This window comes from Cellulomonas endometrii, from assembly GCF_949769265.1.
Taxonomy (GTDB): Bacteria; Actinomycetota; Actinomycetes; order Actinomycetales; family Cellulomonadaceae; genus Cellulomonas; species Cellulomonas endometrii.
In genome coordinates, this window is record NZ_CATKPC010000004.1 from 1 (window position 1) to 16,344 (window position 16,344).

Sequence of the window (16,344 nt, forward strand, 5' to 3'; positions counted from 1 at the left end):
GTCGCCTGCTCCTGCAGGTCGGCGAGCGCGTCGGCCGGGTCCTCGCCGCTGACGGTCATCCGCTCCAGCACGGAGTCGGCGGCCGCGTTCACCTGCACCCACGTCGTCGTGACCGGCGGGGCGACGGGGTCCTCGAGCTGCTCGCCGAAGACGGCGAGCCTTGCGGCGTCTGCCCGGGCCGGGTCGTCCCCCGCCGCCGCGCGACCGTGGCGCTGTGCCGGTGCGGGGCGTCGGGCATCAAGCCGTTCTGCGACGGCTCGCACAAGGCCATCGGGTTCCGCACCGACGACGAGGTGCCCCGCCCGGACGAGCCCGTCGCGGCGCAGGAGAGGAGCGTCCCGTGAAGATCACCGTGCCCGCCCCGGGCGTGGCCCGCCTGGAGCACGCCTACGTCAACTGCTACGTGCTCGCCGACGAGCGCGGCGCGACCGTCGTCGACGCCGGGCTGCCCCGCATGTGGTCGATGCTCCCGCGGGCGCTCGCGGCGGTGGACCGCACGCCGGCGGACGTGCGCGCCCTCGTCCTGACCCACGCGCACTTCGACCACGTGGGCTTCGCCCGCCGGGCGCTGCACGAGCTCGGCGTCGACGTCTGGGTGCACCCCGAGGACGCCCGCCTGGCGGCGCACCCGTACCGCTACGCGCACGAGAACCCCCGCGCGATCTACCCGCTGTCGCACCCGCGCGCCGCGCGCATCCTCGCCGCGATGCTCGGCGCCGGTGCCGCGCGGGTGAAGGGCGTGCGCGTGGTCCGGTCGCTCGTCCCGGGCCAGAAGCTCAAGGTCCCGGGCCGCCCCCGCGTGATCGCCTGCCCGGGGCACACCTACGGGCACGTGGCGCTGCACATGCCCGACTCCGGCGTGCTGCTGTCCGGCGACGCCCTGGTCACGCTCGACCCGTACACCGGGCGGACCGGGCCGCGGATCGTCGCGGGCGCCGCCACGGCCGACAGCGCGCTCAACCTCGCGACGCTGGACGCGCTGGCGGCCACCGGCGCGCAGGTCGTCCTGCCCGGGCACGGGGAGCCGTGGACGGGTGGCGTGGTGGAGGCCGTGCGCCTGGCACGCGAGGTCGGCAAGGCCTGAGGGGCTCCTGGGCCTGCGCGCCGCGAGCATCGCGCCTACCGTCGGGCTCGTGACCTCGCGACACGGCAGCACGCCCGGACCCGACCGACCTGGCCCCACCGGCAGCGCGGCCGCCCCGCGGCACGGCGCACGCGCGGGGGCCGCCCCCGCGCGGCGGTCGGCCCGGGCGGCGGAGCCCGTCGCCGGCGGGCGGGAGGTCGACGCGGTGGTGGTCGGCGCGGGCCCGAACGGCCTGGCGGCGGCGGTCACGCTCGCGCACGCGGGCCTCGAGGTGCTCGTGCTGGAGGGCCAGGACACCGTCGGCGGCGGCTCGCGGACCCTCGACCTCGGGCTGGCGCCCGGGGTGCGGCACGACATCTGCTCGGCGGTGCACCCCATGGCGTGGGCGTCGCCGTTCTTCCGCGCCCTGGGCCTGCACGAGCGCCTCGACCTGCTGACCCCGGAGGCGTCGTTCGCGCAGCCGCTCGACGGCGGCCGGGCCGCGGTGGCGTACCACGACCTGGACCGCACGGCGGAGAACCTGGGCCCGGACGGCGACGCCTGGCGCGACCTGTTCGGCCCGCTGTCCGAGCGGTGGCGGGACGTGGTCGCCCTCGTGCTGGGCGACCACCGCAGCATCCCGGCCGGCGCGACGCCCCGGTCCGTGGTCACCGCGGTGCAGTTCGCGCTGGGGGCGCTCCGCAACGGAACCGCGCTCGTGCCGTCGACGCTGCGGACCGAGGAGGGCGCGGCGCTGCTGACCGGCGTCGCGGGGCACGCCATCACCCCGCTGCCGTCGCTCGCGGCGGCCGGGACCGCCATGCTGCTCACCACGCTGTCGCACGCGGGTCACGGCTGGCCGGTCGTCCGCGGCGGCTCGCAGTCGATCGTGGACGCCCTGCACGCGGACCTCGTGCGGCTCGGCGGCCGGGTCGTCACCGGGCACCCCGTCGCCCGGCGCGCGGACCTGCCCCCGGCCCGCGCGTACCTGTTCGACACCGCCCCGCGCACCGTCGCGCAGGTGTTCGGCGACGCGATGCCGCCGCACCTGGTCCGCGCGTACGCGGGCTTCCGGTACGGCAACGCCGCCGCCAAGGTCGACCTGGTGGTGGACGGCCCGATCCCGTGGGCGCACCCGGAGGTGGGCCGCGCCGGCACCGTGCACCTCGGCGGCACCCGCGACCAGGTCGTCGCAGCAGAGGTCGAGGTCGGCCGCGGCCGGCACGCCGAGCACCCGCTGACGCTGCTGTCCGACCCGGCGGTCGTCGACCCGGGCCGTGCGCCGGCCGGCCTGCGCCCGGTGTGGGCGTACGCGCACGTGCCCGCCGGCTCGGACGTGGACCCCACCGAGGCGGTGCTGCGGCAGGTCGAGCGGTTCGCCCCCGGGTTCCGCGACACCGTCGTCGCGTCGCACGCCATCCCCGCGGCCCGGCTGTCGGAGCACGACGCGAACCTCGTGCACGGCGACATCGCGGGCGGCGTGATCTCCGTGTGGGGCATGGCGACCCGGCCCGCGCTGCGGCTCGACCCGTTCGCGAGCGGGGCGCCGGGCGTCTACCTGTGCTCCGCGTCCGCCCCGCCGGGGCCCGGCGTGCACGGCCTGTCCGGCTGGTACGCGGCACGCCGGGCACTCAAGGACGTGTTCGGCCGCCAGGACGCCCTGGCGGCGTCGGCTACGCGATGACGCCCGCCTCGCGGAGCTGCTCCGCGAGGGCGTTCCCGTCGGGTGCGTGCGCGAGCACCACCGACGAGCGGTCCAGGTCGTCGACCGCCCTGCGCGTCGCGGGCGTCGGCGCCGGCAGGCCGTTCTGGGCGACCTGCTCCTGCACCGACAGCTCGCGCACGGCGATCGCCGCCACCTTCCCGGGGTGCTCCGCGGCGAACGTCTCGTAGACCTGCGGGTCGTGCTGGCCGTCGTCGCCCACGAGGATCCACCGCAGGTGCGGCAGCTCCTCGGCCAGCCGGCGCAGCGTCGCGGACTTGTGCGCGCGCCCCGACCGGAACAGCTCGGTGCCGGTCGGCCCCAGGTCGGTGAGCAGCAGCGAGCCCTGCGGCAGGCCGACGCGGTCGAGGAACCGCGCGAGGGCGCTCGCGGTGTTCCACGCGCCGGTCGACAGGTAGAACACCGGGGCGGCGGGGTGCGACGCGGTGAGGTCCCGGTACAGCTCCGGCATGCCGGGGACGGCCTTGCGCCGCGCCTCGGACCGGACCAGGAAGTTCCAGGCGGCGATGTGGGGGTGCGGCACCATCGTCACCAGCACGGTGTCGTCGATGTCGCTGACGATCGCGTGCGTGGCCGCCGGGTCCACCACCTGCACCGGCGCGGGCACCTCGCCGTCCCCGCCGTCGACGGACATCCACAGCTGACGCCAGCCGGGCTCGAGCGCGATGTCCACCGGGGCGTCGACGTACCCGCTGCGGTCGGTGCGGGTCACGACCAGGTCCGGCCCGCCCGGCTCGGTCCGCACCCGCACGACGGCGCCCGGCAGCTCGGCGGACAGCAGGTTGCGCCAGCCCCGCCGCGCGACGCTCCCGGGGGTCGGCGCGTCGGGCGCGGTGAGCAGCACGCGGCCGCGGGCACGGACCCGGTCGACGGTCCCGTACGACGGGTAGGTGACCAGGCGCGGGGTGTAGCCGCGGCGCGCGAGGGCGCGGCCGACGACGGAGTTGATGCGGTCCTCGGTGCGGGCGGCGAGCTGGGCGATCGTCGGCATCGCCCCAGTATCGGCAGCCCCGCGCGGACCCGCGCGTCAGGCCGTCGCCGCCCCGGGGCCGGCAGACCGGGCGACCTGCTCGTCGTACCGGTCCAGCGCGACCTGCGCGAGCAGCGGGTGCGGCCCGAGCGGCGCGGTCACCACGTCGGCCCCGGCGGCCGCGAGCGCGGAGTGGAAGTGCCCCGGTGCGAGCAGGTACGCGGCGACGACGACCCGCTGCGCGCCGGCGGCGCGGGCGGCCGCGACGGCGTCGGTCACGCCGGGCGTCGCCGACGCGCCGAAGCCGACGGTCACCGGCCCCTGCCACGCCTCGCGGACGGCGTCCGTCACGACCCGGACGGCGCGCGCCGCCTCGGGGTCGCTGGAGCCGGCCGCGGCGACGACCACCGCGTCACCCGGGCGCGCACCGGCCTCGGCCAGGCGCTGCAGCAGGACGGCGACCAGGCGCTCGTCCGGCCCGAGCGGCTCCGCGGCCGTCGCGGGCAGCCCGGCCACCGCCGCCCCGATGTCGTGCCGCACGTGGTACCCGGTGGACAGCAGCAGGGGGGTGACGACCGCGCCGGTCCCGGTCGCGCCCGGGACGCGGGCGGCCAGGACGTCGCGGACGGCGTCGCCGACCGCCGGCTCCTGCACGTCGACGAACGCCTCGACCACCCGCAGCCCGGGCCGCAGCGCCCGCACGTCCGCCGCGAGCGCGCGCACTGTGGCCCGGCCCTCGGCGCTGCGGGTGCCGTGCGCGCAGGCGACGAGCACCGGGGCCGTCATCGCCCAGCCCCCGCGAGGGCGACGCCGGCCCCGGCGTCCTGGAGGCCCGCACCCGCCACGAGCAGCGGGTCGAGCAGCCCCGGCCGCGCGACCTCGCCCACCACGACGACGGCGGGCGACGGCAGCCCCTCGGCGGCGCACCGGGCGGCGAGCCCGGACAGCGGCGCCCGGACCACCCGCTGGTCGGGCAGCGTCGCGCGGGACACCACCGCGGCGGGCGTCGCCGGGTCGACCCCGGCCGCCAGCGCCTCGGCGGTGAGGCGGTCCAGCCACGACAGCCCCATGAGCACGACGACGGTCACGTCGGGCGTGCGCAGCGCGGCGAGGTCGAGCTCCGTCAGGGAGCCGTGGCCGTTGACCACGTGCAGCCGGGCGCTCGTCCCGCGGTGCGTCACCGGGATCCCGGCGGCCTCGGCGGCCGCCACGGCGGACGTCACGCCGGGCACCACGCGCACCGGCACCCCCGCGGCCCGGCACGCGAGCACCTCCTCGCCGCCGCGCCCGAACAGGAACGGGTCGCCGCCCTTCAGCCGGACGACGCGGCGGCCGGCCAGCGCCTGCTCGACCAGGACCGCGTTGATGCCCGCCTGCGGCAGCGTGTGGACGCCGGGCGCCTTGCCGACGGAGATCACCCGCACGTCCTCCCGCAGCTCGGCGAGCACCGAGGTGGGCCCGAGCCGGTCGGTGACCACCACGTCGGCCTGCGCGAGCAGCGTGCGGGCGCGGACCGTCATCAGGGCCGGGTCGCCGGTCCCGCCGCCGACCAGCGCGACCTCGCCCGGCTGCAGCACGTCGGGGCCGGTCGACTCCGGGCGGCCCGCGCGGGTGTCGGTGGCGGGGTCGAGCAGCGCGAGCACGATGCGGTCGCGCACCGCGGCGGCACGACGGGGGTCGGGGACGCCCTCGGAGAGCACGCCGACCAGCAGCCCGCCGATGCGCGCGGCGGCCGGCGTCCGGGCGGTGCCCGTCCGCGCGTCGGCGGCGGCGACGCAGAACACCCGGCGCGCGCTCGCCCAGCCGACCACCGCGTCGTCCACGGCGGCGAGGCCGGTGCAGGTCCAGACGAACCACACGTCCGCGACGTCCGCCTCGCGCACCGGCCGGCGCCGCAGCCGCACCACGCCCGAGGCCTCCAGCTCCAGCAGGTCGTCCACCACCTCCGGGGCGACCACCAGGACGTCCGCGCCCGCGTCGACCGCGGTGCGGGCGCGGCGAGCGGCGACCGGCCCGCCGCCGACGACCAGGACCGGCCGCCCGGCGACGTCGAGGCCCGCGAGGAGCGTCATGACGCCACCGCCACGAGCACGTCGCCGTCGACGACCGTCACCGGGTAGCAGCGCAGGTCCACGGGCTCCTTGCCGACCGGGTCCAGGCACGCGCCGGTCAGCACGTCCCACACCTGCTTGTACATCGGCGAGGTCACGGTCGGCGTGCCGGCCACGTCGCCGACGATCCCGCGGCTCAGCACGTTCGCGCCGGAGTACGGGTCCCGCTGCTGCACGGCCACGACGCGGTCGTCGGCGAGGCGGAACAGCGCCACCCGGTGCTCGCCGAGCAGCGCGCCGGCGCCGCGCTCCGGCAGCAGGTCGTCGAGCCGGCAGACCCGCACGGGGCCCTCGGTCGGGGGGACGGTGCTCACGGGGCGACCTCCAGGGTGACGGCGCTGGCACGGGCGGTCAGCAGGTCGGGGCTGCCCGTCTCGCCCGGCCGGGCGGGGCGCGCCTGGCCGCGCTCGGGCACGTAGGCCAGGTCGGGGTCGCCGAGCCCGGGCGCGTTGACGTACGGCGTGAACCGGCGGAGCTTCTCGGGGTCCTCGAGCGTGGCGCGCCACTCGTCGACGTACCCGGCGACGTGCCGCTGGACCTCGGCCTCGAGCTCGGCGCCGATGCCCTGGGCGTCGTCGACGACCACCCGGCGCAGCTCGGCGATCCCGCCCGGGAACGCCGCGACCCACGCCGCCGTGCGCTGCAGGCGGTCGGCGCTGCGCACGTAGAGCGCGAGGAACCGGTCGACCACCCGCACGAGCGTCTCGTCGTCCAGGTCCTCCGCGAGCAGGTCGGCGTGCCGCGGCGTGAAGCCGCCGTTGCCGCCGACGTAGACGTTCCAGCCCTTCTCCGTCGCGATGACGCCGACGTCCTTGCCGCGGGCCTCCGCGCACTCCCGGGCGCAGCCCGAGACGCCGACCTTGAACTTGTGCGGCGACCGCAGCCCCCGGTACCGCAGCTCGAGGCGGACGGCCATGCTCGCCGAGTCCTGCACCCCGAACCGGCACCACGCCTGCCCGACGCAGGTCTTCACCGCGCGCAGCGACTTGCCGTACGCCTGCCCGGACTCGAACCCGGCGTCGACGAGCCGCCGCCAGATCGCCGGGAGCTGGTCCTGGCGGGCGCCGAACATCGCGATGCGCTGCGCGCCGGTGACCCGCGTGAACAGCCCGAAGTCGCGCGCGACCTCCGCCAGCGCGAGCAGCTTCTCCGGGGTGACCTCCCCGCCGGGCATGCGCGGGACGACGGAGTAGGTGCCGTCCTTCTGCAGGTTCGCGAGCAGGTGGTCGTTGGTGTCCTGCAGCGGCGCCTGGTCCGGCTGCAGGACGTGGCCGATGCCGAGGGAGGACAGGATCGACGCGACCACCGGCCGGCAGACCGCGCACCCGCGCCCCTGCCCGTGCCGGGCGACGACCTCGGAGAACGTCCGCAGCCGCTCGGTGCGGACCAGCGCGAACAGCTCCGCGCGGGACATCGCGAAGTGCTCGCACATCGCCGTCGACACCGCGATCCCGGCGCGCTCCAGCGTGCGGTTCACGACCGTGGTCAGCAGCGGCACGCACGAGCCGCAGACGGTGCCCGCTCGGGTGCACGTCTTGACCTCGCCCACGCTGCGGCAGCCGTGCTCGGTGACGGCCGCGCGCACCGTCCCGGCGGAGACGTTCGAGCACGAGCACAGCACCACGTCGTCCGGGAGGTCGGCCTGCGCCGGCGCCGCGCCGCCCTCGGGGGCGAGGAACGCCGACGGGTCCGCCCCGAGCGGCCGGCCCAGCAGCGGCCGCAGCGACGAGTACAGCGCGATGTCGCCGACGAACACGCCGCCCAGCAGCACCCGCGCGTCGTCGGAGACCACGAGCTTGCGGTAGGTGCGCGCCACCGGGTCGGCGAACGTGACCTCCAGCGCCCCCGGGGTCAGCGCGAGGACGTCGCCGAAGCTGGCCGCGTCCACGCCGACGCCCTTGAGCTTCGTGCCGTCCGGGGCCCGCGTGTACACCGCGTCCCCGCCGCACAGCCGGTCCACCACGACGTCCGCCATGGCGTTGCCCGGCGCGACCAGCCCGGCGCACTCGCCGTCGTGGCTCGCGCACTCGCCGATCGCCCAGACCGCCGGGTCGGAGGTCCGGCACGTCGGGCCGACCACGATGCCGCCGCGCTCCGCGACCGCGAGACCGGCCTCGCGGCCCAGCCGGTCGCGGGGCCGGATGCCCGTGGAGTAGATGACGACGTCGGTGGGGACGGTCTCCCCCGTCGACAGCTCCAGCCCGCCCACCGCGCCGTCGCCGGCCGCGACCACCCGGGTCGCGGCGGCGGAGGTCCGCACCTCCATGCCGCGGCCCGTGACGAGGACGCGCAGGGCCTCGCCGCCCCCGGCGTCGAGCTGGACGGACATGAGCCGGTCGGCGAACTCCACGACGGTGGGCAGCACGTCGAGCGTCTGCAGCGCCGCGGCGGCCTCCAGGCCCAGGACGCCGCCGCCCACGACGGCCCCGCGCAGCGGACGGCCGAGCGCGGCCGAGCGGCCGGCGACCCAGTCGCGCAGCGCCCCCACGTCGGCGACGGTCCGGTACGCGAGCACGCCGGGCAGGTCGGTCCCCTCCGTGCGCGGCACCCAGGCACGGGACCCGGTCGCCAGCACGAGGGTGTCGTAGGTCAGCTGCCGGCCCGACGCGGTCCGGACGGTCCGGGTGGTGCGGTCGAGCGCCACCGCGGCGTCCCCGACGACCAGCTCGACGCGCGGGTCCTGCCACGGGGCGTCGTCGAGCGCCAGGTCCTCGTCCGCCCGGCCGCCGAACACGTCGGAGAGGTGCACCCGGTCGTACGGCAGGCAGGGCTCGTCGCCGACGACGGTCATCCGGAACGCGCCGGCGTCGGGGCGGCGGCAGAGCTGCTCGGCGAAGCGGTGCGCGACCATCCCGGCGCCGACCACGAGGACGTGCCCGAGGTCGGGGGCGGCGGCGGGTGCGGGGGCGGGGTCATGCGCACAGTTTTCAACGGCCCCGACCGTGGTAATTGGGCCCAACGGCCCAGGGCCTCCCTGCCGCACCCGCCGTCAGGCCTCGGGCGCGCCCGCCAGCCGCAGCACGCACAGGCCCGGGGCCGCGAACGGCTCGATCCCCTCGGCGCGCACCGGGCCACCGGTCCGGGCCAGCAGCGCCTGCGCCAGCCCCAGGTGCACCTGGCACACCACCTCCGGGCGCTCGCGGGCCAGGTCGAGGAACGGGCAGCGCCGCAGGTGGTAGGCCGACGCACCCGGCCGGAGCTCCGGGTCGAACCCCAGGCGCTCGAGGTGCGCGGTCAGGTCTGCCAGCTGGGCGCCCGCGCCCGCGTCGCCGCCCGGCCCAGGGGTCGGCGGCGTCCCGCCGGGCAGCGCCGCGCCCGCCCGGAACCCGTGCCGGCGCGCGGACTCCGCCACGTCCCGCGCGGCGGTGCCGTAGCCGTCGAGCAGCGCCCGCGCGAGCGCACCCTGCGCGACGGCCGCGGCGTCGCGGGCGGCGGCCTCCTGCGGCGCGGGCGCGAGGTCCTGCGACGGGAGGGCGCGCACCGCGCGGTACCGCATGCGGGGCCGCCCGCGCCCGACCGGCGGGCCGGCCTCGCGCGCCACGTAGCCCGCGTCCAGCAGCAGCCGCAGGTGCTCCCGGGTCGAGTTCTCGTGCAGCCCCACCTCGACGGCGAGCTCCCCCACGGTGCTCGACCCGCGCCGGTGCAGCGCGCGGAGCAGCTGCACCCGCCGCGCCGCGGCGAGGGGCTCGGGCGGCGCGTGCCGGGGCTCGGCACCGGGCATGAGGCTCCCTCCGCGTCGGGTCCGCGGGCCGACGCAGAGCAGCGTGGTCCGTCCCGCGACCGCCGGCGTGGGACGTAGGTCACCACGCGACGGCCGTCCCGGCCGGTGACGTCGTCTCACGGACGGGCACGCGGCGCGACGGCGTCACCGGCCGTGGCTAGCGTGGCGCGACCGCAGCGGCCCGACGACCGCGCAGCAGGAGGACACGCGATGCCCGGCACACCCGCACGGCTCGACGACCCGGCGACGACGGACGCCGCCGCCTGGCGCGCGTGGGCCGCCGCGCGCGACGCCGAGCTCGCGCGCCCGCACGGCTGGCTGAGCCTCACCGCCCTGCACTGGCTGGGGCCGGTGCCGGCCGGGCTCGGCGACCTGCCCGGGACGTGGTGGGCCGACGCAGACGGCATCCACGTGGACCCCGGCACCGCGCCGGACCCGGCCGTCACGCTGGACGCCGCGCCCGTCACCGCCGTCACGACGGTGTGGACGGCGGACGCGGGCGCCACCGGGCACCTCCGGCACGGCGACCGGCTGCTCGAGCCGCTGGGGCGCGGCCCGCTGACCCGCGGCGTCCGCGTGCGCGACCCGCACGCCCCCGCGCTGCGGGCCTTCACGGGCGTCCCACGGTTCGACCACGACCCGCAGTGGCGCCTGACCGGCACCTTCGTCCCCGCCGAGGACGGCGCGGTCGCCGAGACCGGCTCCGTCGCGGCGGGCGTGCGCCACGTGCAGGCCGTCGCCGGCCTCGTGCGGTTCGCGCACGACGGCGTGGAGCACGCGCTGCAGGTCGCGGGCGGCAGCCACCCGGCGATCTGGTTCCGCGACGCCACCAACGGCCGCGAGACCGCCGCGTTCCGGGTGCTCGCCGTCCGCCCGGAGGCCGACGGCACGGTGGTGCTCGACCTCAACCGCGCCGAGAACGCCCCGTGCGCGTTCAGCGACCACGGCACGTGCCCGCTGCCGCCCGCGGGCAACACGCTGCCGTTCGCGGTGCGCGCGGGCGAGCGGACGCCGGCGGGACGCTAGGCGCGCGGCCGGGTGCCCGGCGGACGCGTCAGGCGGTGAGCCGCCGGTCCAGCCGGCGAGGACCGGGCACGACCGCGCCGGGCTCGACGCGCGTCTCCGGCTCGACCACGGCGCGGGGCTCCAGCCGGGCGTCCGGCCCGACCTCGCTGCGCAGGCCCACCGTCGACCCGGCACCGACGCGCGCACCCCGTCCGAGGTGCACGTGCGAGCCGACCGTCGCGGCCACCTCCACGTGCGCGCCGGGCTCCACCCAGCAGTGCTGCCCGATGCGGGCGCGCGCCTCCACGCGCGCCCCGGGGTCCACCCACGCCGACTCCGCGACGTAGGCGCTGTCGTCGACGACGGCGCCCTTGGCGACGAACCCGCCGCCGTTGTCGTGCCGCTGGTAGCGCACGACCGTGCCGTCGTCCTGCTCGAGGTCTTCGTATCGCTTCTTCATACCGCCCTCCTCAACGCACGGCACCGCTGGCTTGTTCCTGGGGTCACGAGCCGCGCGCCCTGTGTTTGGCCCCGCCTCTGTGTCCGGATCGGTCCGAGTTTCTCCGATCCTGTTGACTCCGGCGGGTGACCCACGCCACAGTGAGTCCTGCCAGGGCGGCCACCGCCCGGTGCGGCACCGCTGCCGCCGGCACGAGGACCAGGACACCGTCGTCATGTACCCCCCGGAACGCCACCAGGTGATCCTCACGACCGCCCGCTCCGCCGGCCGGGTCGAGGTCGCGCGGCTCGCCGACGACCTGGCGGTCACGCCCGAGACGGTCCGGCGCGACCTGACGGCGCTCGAGCGCATGGGGCTGCTGCGGCGCGTGCACGGCGGTGCCGTCCCCGTCGAGCGCCTCGGCTACGAGCCGGCGCTCGCCCAGCGCGAGAACGTGCTCGCCGCCGAGAAGGACCGCATCGCCAAGGCCGCCCTCGACGAGCTGCCGGCGGGCGGCTCCGTCCTCATCGACGCCGGCTCGACGACCGTGCGGCTCGCGGAGATGCTGCCGGCCGACCGCGAGCTGATCGTCGTCACCCACGCCCTGCCGGTCGCCACCGCGCTCGCCGCGCTGCCGAACGTGACGCTGCACCTCATCGGGGGCACCGTGCGGCGGCGGACGCTCGCCGCCGTCGGCACCTGGGCGGAGCGGGCGCTCGCCGACGTCCGGGTCGACGTGGCGTTCCTGGGCACCAACGGGCTGACCGTCGAGGACGGGCTGTCGACGCCGGACCTCGCCGAGGCGGCGATCAAGCGGGCGCTGGTCCGGGCCGCCGCCCGGACGGTCGTGCTCGCCGACCACTCCAAGATCGGCCGCACGGAGCTCGCGGTGGTCGCGCCGCTGAGCAGCGTCGACGCCGTGGTCACGGACTCCGGCGTCGCGCCGGAGCTCGCCGAGGAGATCGAGACGGCCGGCCCGCGCGTCGTGCGGGCCTGAGAACCCAGGACGGCGCACTGCAGCGCCGTCCGGACACCGAGGAGAACGATGAAGGTCTTCCGTTTCTACGCCCCCGGCGACGTGCGCCTGGAGGAGGGCCCCGAGCCGTCCCCCGCCGACGGCGAGGTCAAGATCCGCGTCCGCGCCTGCTCCATGTGCGGCACCGACGTGAAGATCTCGACGTCCGGGCACCAGCGCATCGTGCCGCCCCGCGTCATGGGGCACGAGATCGCGGGCGAGGTCGTCGAGGTCGGCGCCGGCGTCGAGGGCTGGGTCCCCGGCGACCGGGTGCAGGTCATCGCGGCCATCCCGTGCGGCGAGTGCGAGTTCTGCCGCAGCGGCGCCATGACCATCTGCCCGAACCAGGTCTCGATGGGCTACGACTTCGACGGCGGGTTCGCGCCGTACATGATCGTGCCGCGCGAGGTGCTGAAGGTCGACGGCCTGAACCGCATCCCGGAGAACGTCTCCTACGCGGAGGCCTCCGTCGCGGAGCCGTTCGCCTGCGCGATCAACGCCCAGGAGATCGTCGACGTCCGCAAGGGCGACACGGTCGTCGTGGTCGGCTCCGGCCCGATCGGCTGCCTGCACGTCCGGCTGGCCCGGGCGCGCGGGGCCGAGACGGTGATCCTGGTCGAGCTCAGCCGCGAGCGCCTCGACCTGGCCGCCGCGGTCGTCCGGCCCGACGTCGCGATCTGCGCCGGCGAGGTCGACCCGGTCGCCGCCGTCAAGGAGGCCACGGACGGCCGGGGCCCGTCGGTCGTCATCACCGCCGCCGCGTCCGGGGCCGCGCAGGAGCAGGCGCTGCAGATGCTCGCGCCGCAGGGCCGGCTCAGCCTCTTCGGCGGCCTGCCCAAGGACCGGCCGACCATCACCTTCGACTCGAACCTCGTGCACTACCGCGAGCTCGCGGTGTTCGGCGCGAACGGGTCCAGCCCGGAGCACAACCGCCAGGCGCTCGCGCACATCGCCGACGGCAGCGTGCCCGTCGCCGACCTCATCACCCACCGGCTGCCGCTCGACCAGGTCGCCGAGGGCATCGACGTCGTCCGCTCCGGTGCGGGCATCAAGGTCACCATCGAGCCGTGACGGTCCGCCCGTCACGCCAGTCCAGAAGGAGCAGGTCAATGCCGATCCACTCCGCGCCGGGCCGCAGCGCCCGGCCGACCCCCCGACCGGGGGCCTGACCATGTCCGCCACCACCGCCGCGGCCGCCCCCGCCCCCTCGCGAGCCAAGCAGGCCCAGGTCCGCGTCCAGCGGTTCGGCGCGTTCCTCAGCGCCATGATCATGCCGAACCTCCCGGCGTTCCTGGCGTGGGGGCTCATCACCTCGCTGTTCATCGCCGTCGGCTGGCTGCCGAACGAGATCCTCGGCGGGTTCGGCAACGCCGACGACGCCGGCAGCTGGCAGGGCGCGGCCACCCAGCTCGCGCTCGCCGAGGGCGGGACGACGTTCCAGCAGTACGTCGGCATGGTCGGGCCGATGGTCACGTACCTGCTGCCGATCCTCATCGCGAACGCCGGCGGCCGCATCGTCTACAAGGAGCGCGGCGGCGTCGTCGCCTCCATCGTCGCGGTCGGCATGATCACCGGCAGCACCGTCCCGATGTTCCTCGGGGCCATGATCGTCGGCCCCGCCGCGGCGTGGGTGATCAAGAAGATCGACGGCCTCTGGGCGGGCCGCATCCGGCCGGGCTTCGAGATGCTCGTGGACATGTTCTCCGCGGGCATCGCGGGCGCGGCGATGGCCGTCGGGGCGTTCTTCGGGTTCGCGCCGATCATCACCCAGGTGTCCGAGTGGCTGGGCAGCCTGGTGGGCTGGATGGCCGACAACCACCTCATGCCGCTGATGTCGGTGGTCGTCGAGCCGGCCAAGGTGCTGTTCCTGAACAACGCCATCGGCAACGGCGTCCTGGTGCCGCTCGGCGCCTCGGAGGTCGTCGAGACCGGCAAGTCGCTGCTGTTCCTGGTGGAGGCGAACCCCGGCCCCGGCCTGGGCATCCTGCTCGCCTACTCGGTCTTCGGCATCGGGGCGGCGCGGTCGTCGGCCCCCGGCGCGGCGATCGTGCAGTTCGTCGGCGGGATCCACGAGGTGTACTTCCCGTTCGTGCTGATGAAGCCGACGCTGATCATCGCGGCGATCCTCGGCGGCGCCACGGGCATCGCCACGAACGTGGTGTTCGGCAGCGGCCTGCGCGGCCCCGCGGCCCCGGGGTCGATCATCGCGGTGTACGCCGCGACGCCCCGTGACTCCTTCGTCGGCGTGACCCTGTCCGTCGTCCTGTCCTGCGTGGTGACGTTCCTGGTCGCCGCGGTCATCCTGCGGGCGTCCCGGAAGCGGGACCTCGCGTCGGGCGGCGGCGACCTCGAGGCCGCCATCGCGCAGACCGAGGCCAACAAGGGGAAGTCGTCCTCCGCACTCGGGGCGCTCTCGCAGACCGCCGGCTCCGGGGCCGCCTCGGCCACCGTCGCCGACGAGACGGCGGGTGCCCGGCCCGTGCGGTCCGTCGTATTCGCGTGCGACGCCGGCATGGGGTCGTCCGCGATGGGCGCGAGCATCCTGCGGGACAAGCTCAAGAAGGCCGGCCGCAGCGACATCTCCGTGGTGAACCGGGCGGTGGCGAACCTCGAGGACGACGTCGACCTGGTCATCACCCAGCGGGAGCTGACCGACCGCGCACGACGGCACGCACCCAGCGCGCGGCACGTGTCGGTGGACAACTTCCTCAGCAGCCCCGTGTACGACGACGTCGTGCGCGCGGCCCAGCAGGAGACGGCGGAGAGGACGCAGTCATGACCGGGACCCTCAGCGCGGAGCTGATCGTGCCGGCGGGGCGCGCCACCACGAAGACCGAGGCCATCCGAGAGGCCGGCGACCTGCTCGTCGCCTCCGGCGCGGTCGACCCGGAGTACGTGGAGGCGATGCTCGACCGGGAGCGGGTGGTGTCCACGTACATGGGCAGCTTCCTGGCCATCCCGCACGGGACGGACGAGGCCAAGGGCGAGATCCGCCGGTCGGCGCTCTGCCTGATCCGGTACGAGGAGCCGGTCGACTGGGACGGCAACCCGGTGCGGGTCGTCGTGGGCATCGCGGGGGTCGGCGGCCAGCACCTGGAGCTGCTGTCGCGGATCGCCCTCGTGTTCACCGACGGCGAGCGCGTGCAGCGGGTGCTCGCCTCGACGACCCGGGAGGAGCTGGCGGCGATCCTCGAGGAGGTGGAGCCGGCCTGACGCGCCGGCACGCACGCCACCGCGACGGGCGCGGGTCCTCCACCGGACCCGCGCCCGTCACGCGTCTGCGGCGGCTGCCGCGGGCCGGTCCGCGCGCGCGAGCGGCAGGATCTCCTCCGCGCCCAGGTACGCGATGACACCCCGCACCTGGGCCGGCGGGTCGCGCAGCGTCACCGTCAGCCCGACCTGCTCGCAGGCGCGGGCGCACTGGATGAGGAACGCCACGCCGCGCGAGTCCACGAACCGGGTCCCGCTGGCGTCCAGGACGACCGGCATGCCGGCCGTCAGCGCGCGGGCCATGGCCGTGCTGGCCTGGTCGCGCAGCGCGCCGTCGATCTCCCCGGACAGGCGCACGACCGTGACGCCGTCCGCCTGCTCCGCCACGATGGTCCCTGCTGCTGAGCGCACCGGACCGCCTCCATCGCCCCTGGCCCCGCGGTGTGCCGTCGCGCTGGACACACGCCACCCGACGCGCCCTGCCGGGGCGCGCGGTCACGACGACCGGGTGACAGGAGACCGCAGCCGGGTGCACGAGTCGTCCGCCCCGTCGCGGACTCTCGTGACCGAAGACCGTCAGGCGCCCACTCTCCCACCAGGCACGACGACGCGCTCGTCGGCCGACCGCACCGTGGGCAGGAGGTCCTCGACACCGAGGAGCCGCAGCACCCGCACGACCTGCGGCGGCGGGTCCCGCAGCGTCACGGCCAGGCCCGCCCGCTCGCACGCGCGGGCGCACGTCAGGAGGAACGCGACCCCCGTCGAGTCGGCGAACCGGATGCCGGCGGCGTCCAGCACCACCGGGCGGCCCCCGCCCAGCGCCGCCGCGAGCGCCGCGCCCGCCTGCCCCCGCAACGCCGCGTCGATCTCCCCCGTGAGGCGCACGACCGTCGCGCCCTCCGCCTGCTCCACAGCTATCCGGTTCGTCGTCCGCCGCACACGGACCGCCTCTCGGCAGTGGCACCGGCGTGCCGCCGAGGTGGACACGCGTTCCCGCGCGCCCTGCCCGGGCGCGCGGTCGCGGCGATCCTCCCACGCCGCGGACCGGCTGGCCAGGGTGCAGGACCGCCGAGGTCCCGCCGGTCCC

Annotated in this window: 17 protein-coding genes; 8 read left to right on the plus strand and 9 right to left on the minus strand. The window is 76.8% G+C overall.

What is annotated here, in order from left to right; translation table 11 throughout:
* Positions 1-92 precede the first annotated feature (92 nt).
* The 3 genes from QNH85_RS05915 (at position 93) to QNH85_RS05925 (ending at position 2,747) form a co-directional block, all read left to right on the plus strand.
* Complete coding sequence (locus QNH85_RS05915) at positions 93-344, plus strand: CDGSH iron-sulfur domain-containing protein (RefSeq protein ID WP_428830369.1); 252 nt, start codon at positions 93-95, stop codon at positions 342-344.
* Positions 341-1,084, plus strand: coding sequence for an MBL fold metallo-hydrolase (locus QNH85_RS05920; RefSeq protein ID WP_282945312.1), 744 nt, complete (start codon positions 341-343; stop codon positions 1,082-1,084). Before QNH85_RS05915 ends, QNH85_RS05920 begins: the two co-directional genes overlap by 4 nt.
* Positions 1,085-1,289: 205 nt before the next feature.
* Complete coding sequence (locus QNH85_RS05925) at positions 1,290-2,747, plus strand: phytoene desaturase family protein (protein ID WP_282945499.1); 1,458 nt, start codon at positions 1,290-1,292, stop codon at positions 2,745-2,747.
* On the opposite strand, the gene QNH85_RS05930 is transcribed toward QNH85_RS05925, so the two are convergent.
* The 6 genes from QNH85_RS05930 to QNH85_RS05955 form a co-directional block, all read right to left on the minus strand.
* Positions 2,737-3,777 (minus strand): App1 family protein phosphatidate phosphatase, encoded by a 1,041-nt coding sequence (locus QNH85_RS05930; RefSeq protein ID WP_282945313.1) that lies wholly within the window; start codon positions 3,775-3,777, stop codon positions 2,737-2,739. The two genes, QNH85_RS05925 and QNH85_RS05930, sit on opposite strands and share 11 nt — an antisense overlap.
* A gap of 36 nt (positions 3,778-3,813) precedes the next feature.
* The gene (locus QNH85_RS05935; RefSeq protein ID WP_282945314.1) at positions 3,814-4,542 is read right to left on the minus strand and encodes a sirohydrochlorin chelatase; all 729 of its coding nucleotides are present in this window, start codon (positions 4,540-4,542) and stop codon (positions 3,814-3,816) included.
* Positions 4,539-5,828: a uroporphyrinogen-III C-methyltransferase gene (gene cobA, locus QNH85_RS05940; RefSeq protein ID WP_282945315.1), complete on the minus strand. Its 1,290-nt coding sequence runs from the start codon at positions 5,826-5,828 to the stop codon at positions 4,539-4,541. The genes QNH85_RS05935 and cobA overlap by 4 nt, the downstream gene beginning before the upstream one ends.
* On the minus strand, positions 5,825-6,181 hold the full coding sequence (nirD, locus tag QNH85_RS05945) for a nitrite reductase small subunit NirD (RefSeq protein ID WP_282945316.1): 357 nt from the start codon (positions 6,179-6,181) through the stop codon (positions 5,825-5,827). Before nirD ends, cobA begins: the two co-directional genes overlap by 4 nt.
* Positions 6,178-8,718 carry a nitrite reductase large subunit NirB gene (nirB, locus tag QNH85_RS05950; protein ID WP_282945317.1) on the minus strand — a complete coding sequence of 847 codons (2,541 nt, stop codon included), beginning with the start codon at positions 8,716-8,718 and terminating at the stop codon, positions 6,178-6,180. Before nirB ends, nirD begins: the two co-directional genes overlap by 4 nt.
* A 138-nt stretch (positions 8,719-8,856) precedes the next feature.
* A complete protein-coding gene (locus QNH85_RS05955) occupies positions 8,857-9,588 on the minus strand; it encodes a helix-turn-helix transcriptional regulator (protein WP_282945318.1) in 732 nt (243 codons plus the stop codon).
* A gap of 210 nt (positions 9,589-9,798) precedes the next feature.
* Between QNH85_RS05955 and QNH85_RS05960 the strand changes: the two genes are divergently transcribed.
* On the plus strand, positions 9,799-10,614 hold the full coding sequence (locus QNH85_RS05960; protein ID WP_282945319.1) for a DUF1684 domain-containing protein: 816 nt from the start codon (positions 9,799-9,801) through the stop codon (positions 10,612-10,614).
* A 28-nt stretch (positions 10,615-10,642) separates the two neighbouring features.
* Here QNH85_RS05960 and QNH85_RS05965 read toward each other — a convergent pair whose 3' ends face one another.
* Complete coding sequence (locus QNH85_RS05965; RefSeq protein ID WP_213283575.1) at positions 10,643-11,053, minus strand: transferase; 411 nt, start codon at positions 11,051-11,053, stop codon at positions 10,643-10,645.
* A 214-nt stretch (positions 11,054-11,267) separates the two neighbouring features.
* On the opposite strand from QNH85_RS05965, the gene QNH85_RS05970 reads away from it, so the two are divergent.
* The 4 genes from QNH85_RS05970 (at position 11,268) to QNH85_RS05985 (ending at position 15,260) form a co-directional block, all read left to right on the plus strand.
* Positions 11,268-12,029: a DeoR/GlpR family DNA-binding transcription regulator gene (locus QNH85_RS05970; RefSeq protein WP_282945320.1), complete on the plus strand. Its 762-nt coding sequence runs from the start codon at positions 11,268-11,270 to the stop codon at positions 12,027-12,029.
* A gap of 48 nt (positions 12,030-12,077) precedes the next feature.
* A complete protein-coding gene (locus tag QNH85_RS05975; RefSeq protein WP_282945321.1) occupies positions 12,078-13,118 on the plus strand; it encodes a zinc-dependent dehydrogenase in 1,041 nt (346 codons plus the stop codon).
* 100 nt (positions 13,119-13,218) lie between these two features.
* A complete protein-coding gene (locus QNH85_RS05980; RefSeq protein WP_282945322.1) occupies positions 13,219-14,826 on the plus strand; it encodes a PTS mannitol transporter subunit IIBC in 1,608 nt (535 codons plus the stop codon).
* On the plus strand, positions 14,823-15,260 hold the full coding sequence (locus tag QNH85_RS05985) for a PTS mannitol transporter subunit IIA (protein WP_282945323.1): 438 nt from the start codon (positions 14,823-14,825) through the stop codon (positions 15,258-15,260). The genes QNH85_RS05980 and QNH85_RS05985 overlap by 4 nt, the downstream gene beginning before the upstream one ends.
* 57 nt (positions 15,261-15,317) lie before the next feature.
* Here QNH85_RS05985 and QNH85_RS05990 read toward each other — a convergent pair whose 3' ends face one another.
* Entirely contained in the window at positions 15,318-15,668 is a 351-nt protein-coding gene (locus QNH85_RS05990; protein WP_282945324.1) for an STAS domain-containing protein, read from the minus strand.
* Positions 15,669-15,833: 165 nt separating this feature from the next.
* On the minus strand, positions 15,834-16,169 hold the full coding sequence (locus QNH85_RS05995; RefSeq protein ID WP_282945325.1) for an STAS domain-containing protein: 336 nt from the start codon (positions 16,167-16,169) through the stop codon (positions 15,834-15,836).
* Positions 16,170-16,344: the final 175 nt, after the last annotated feature.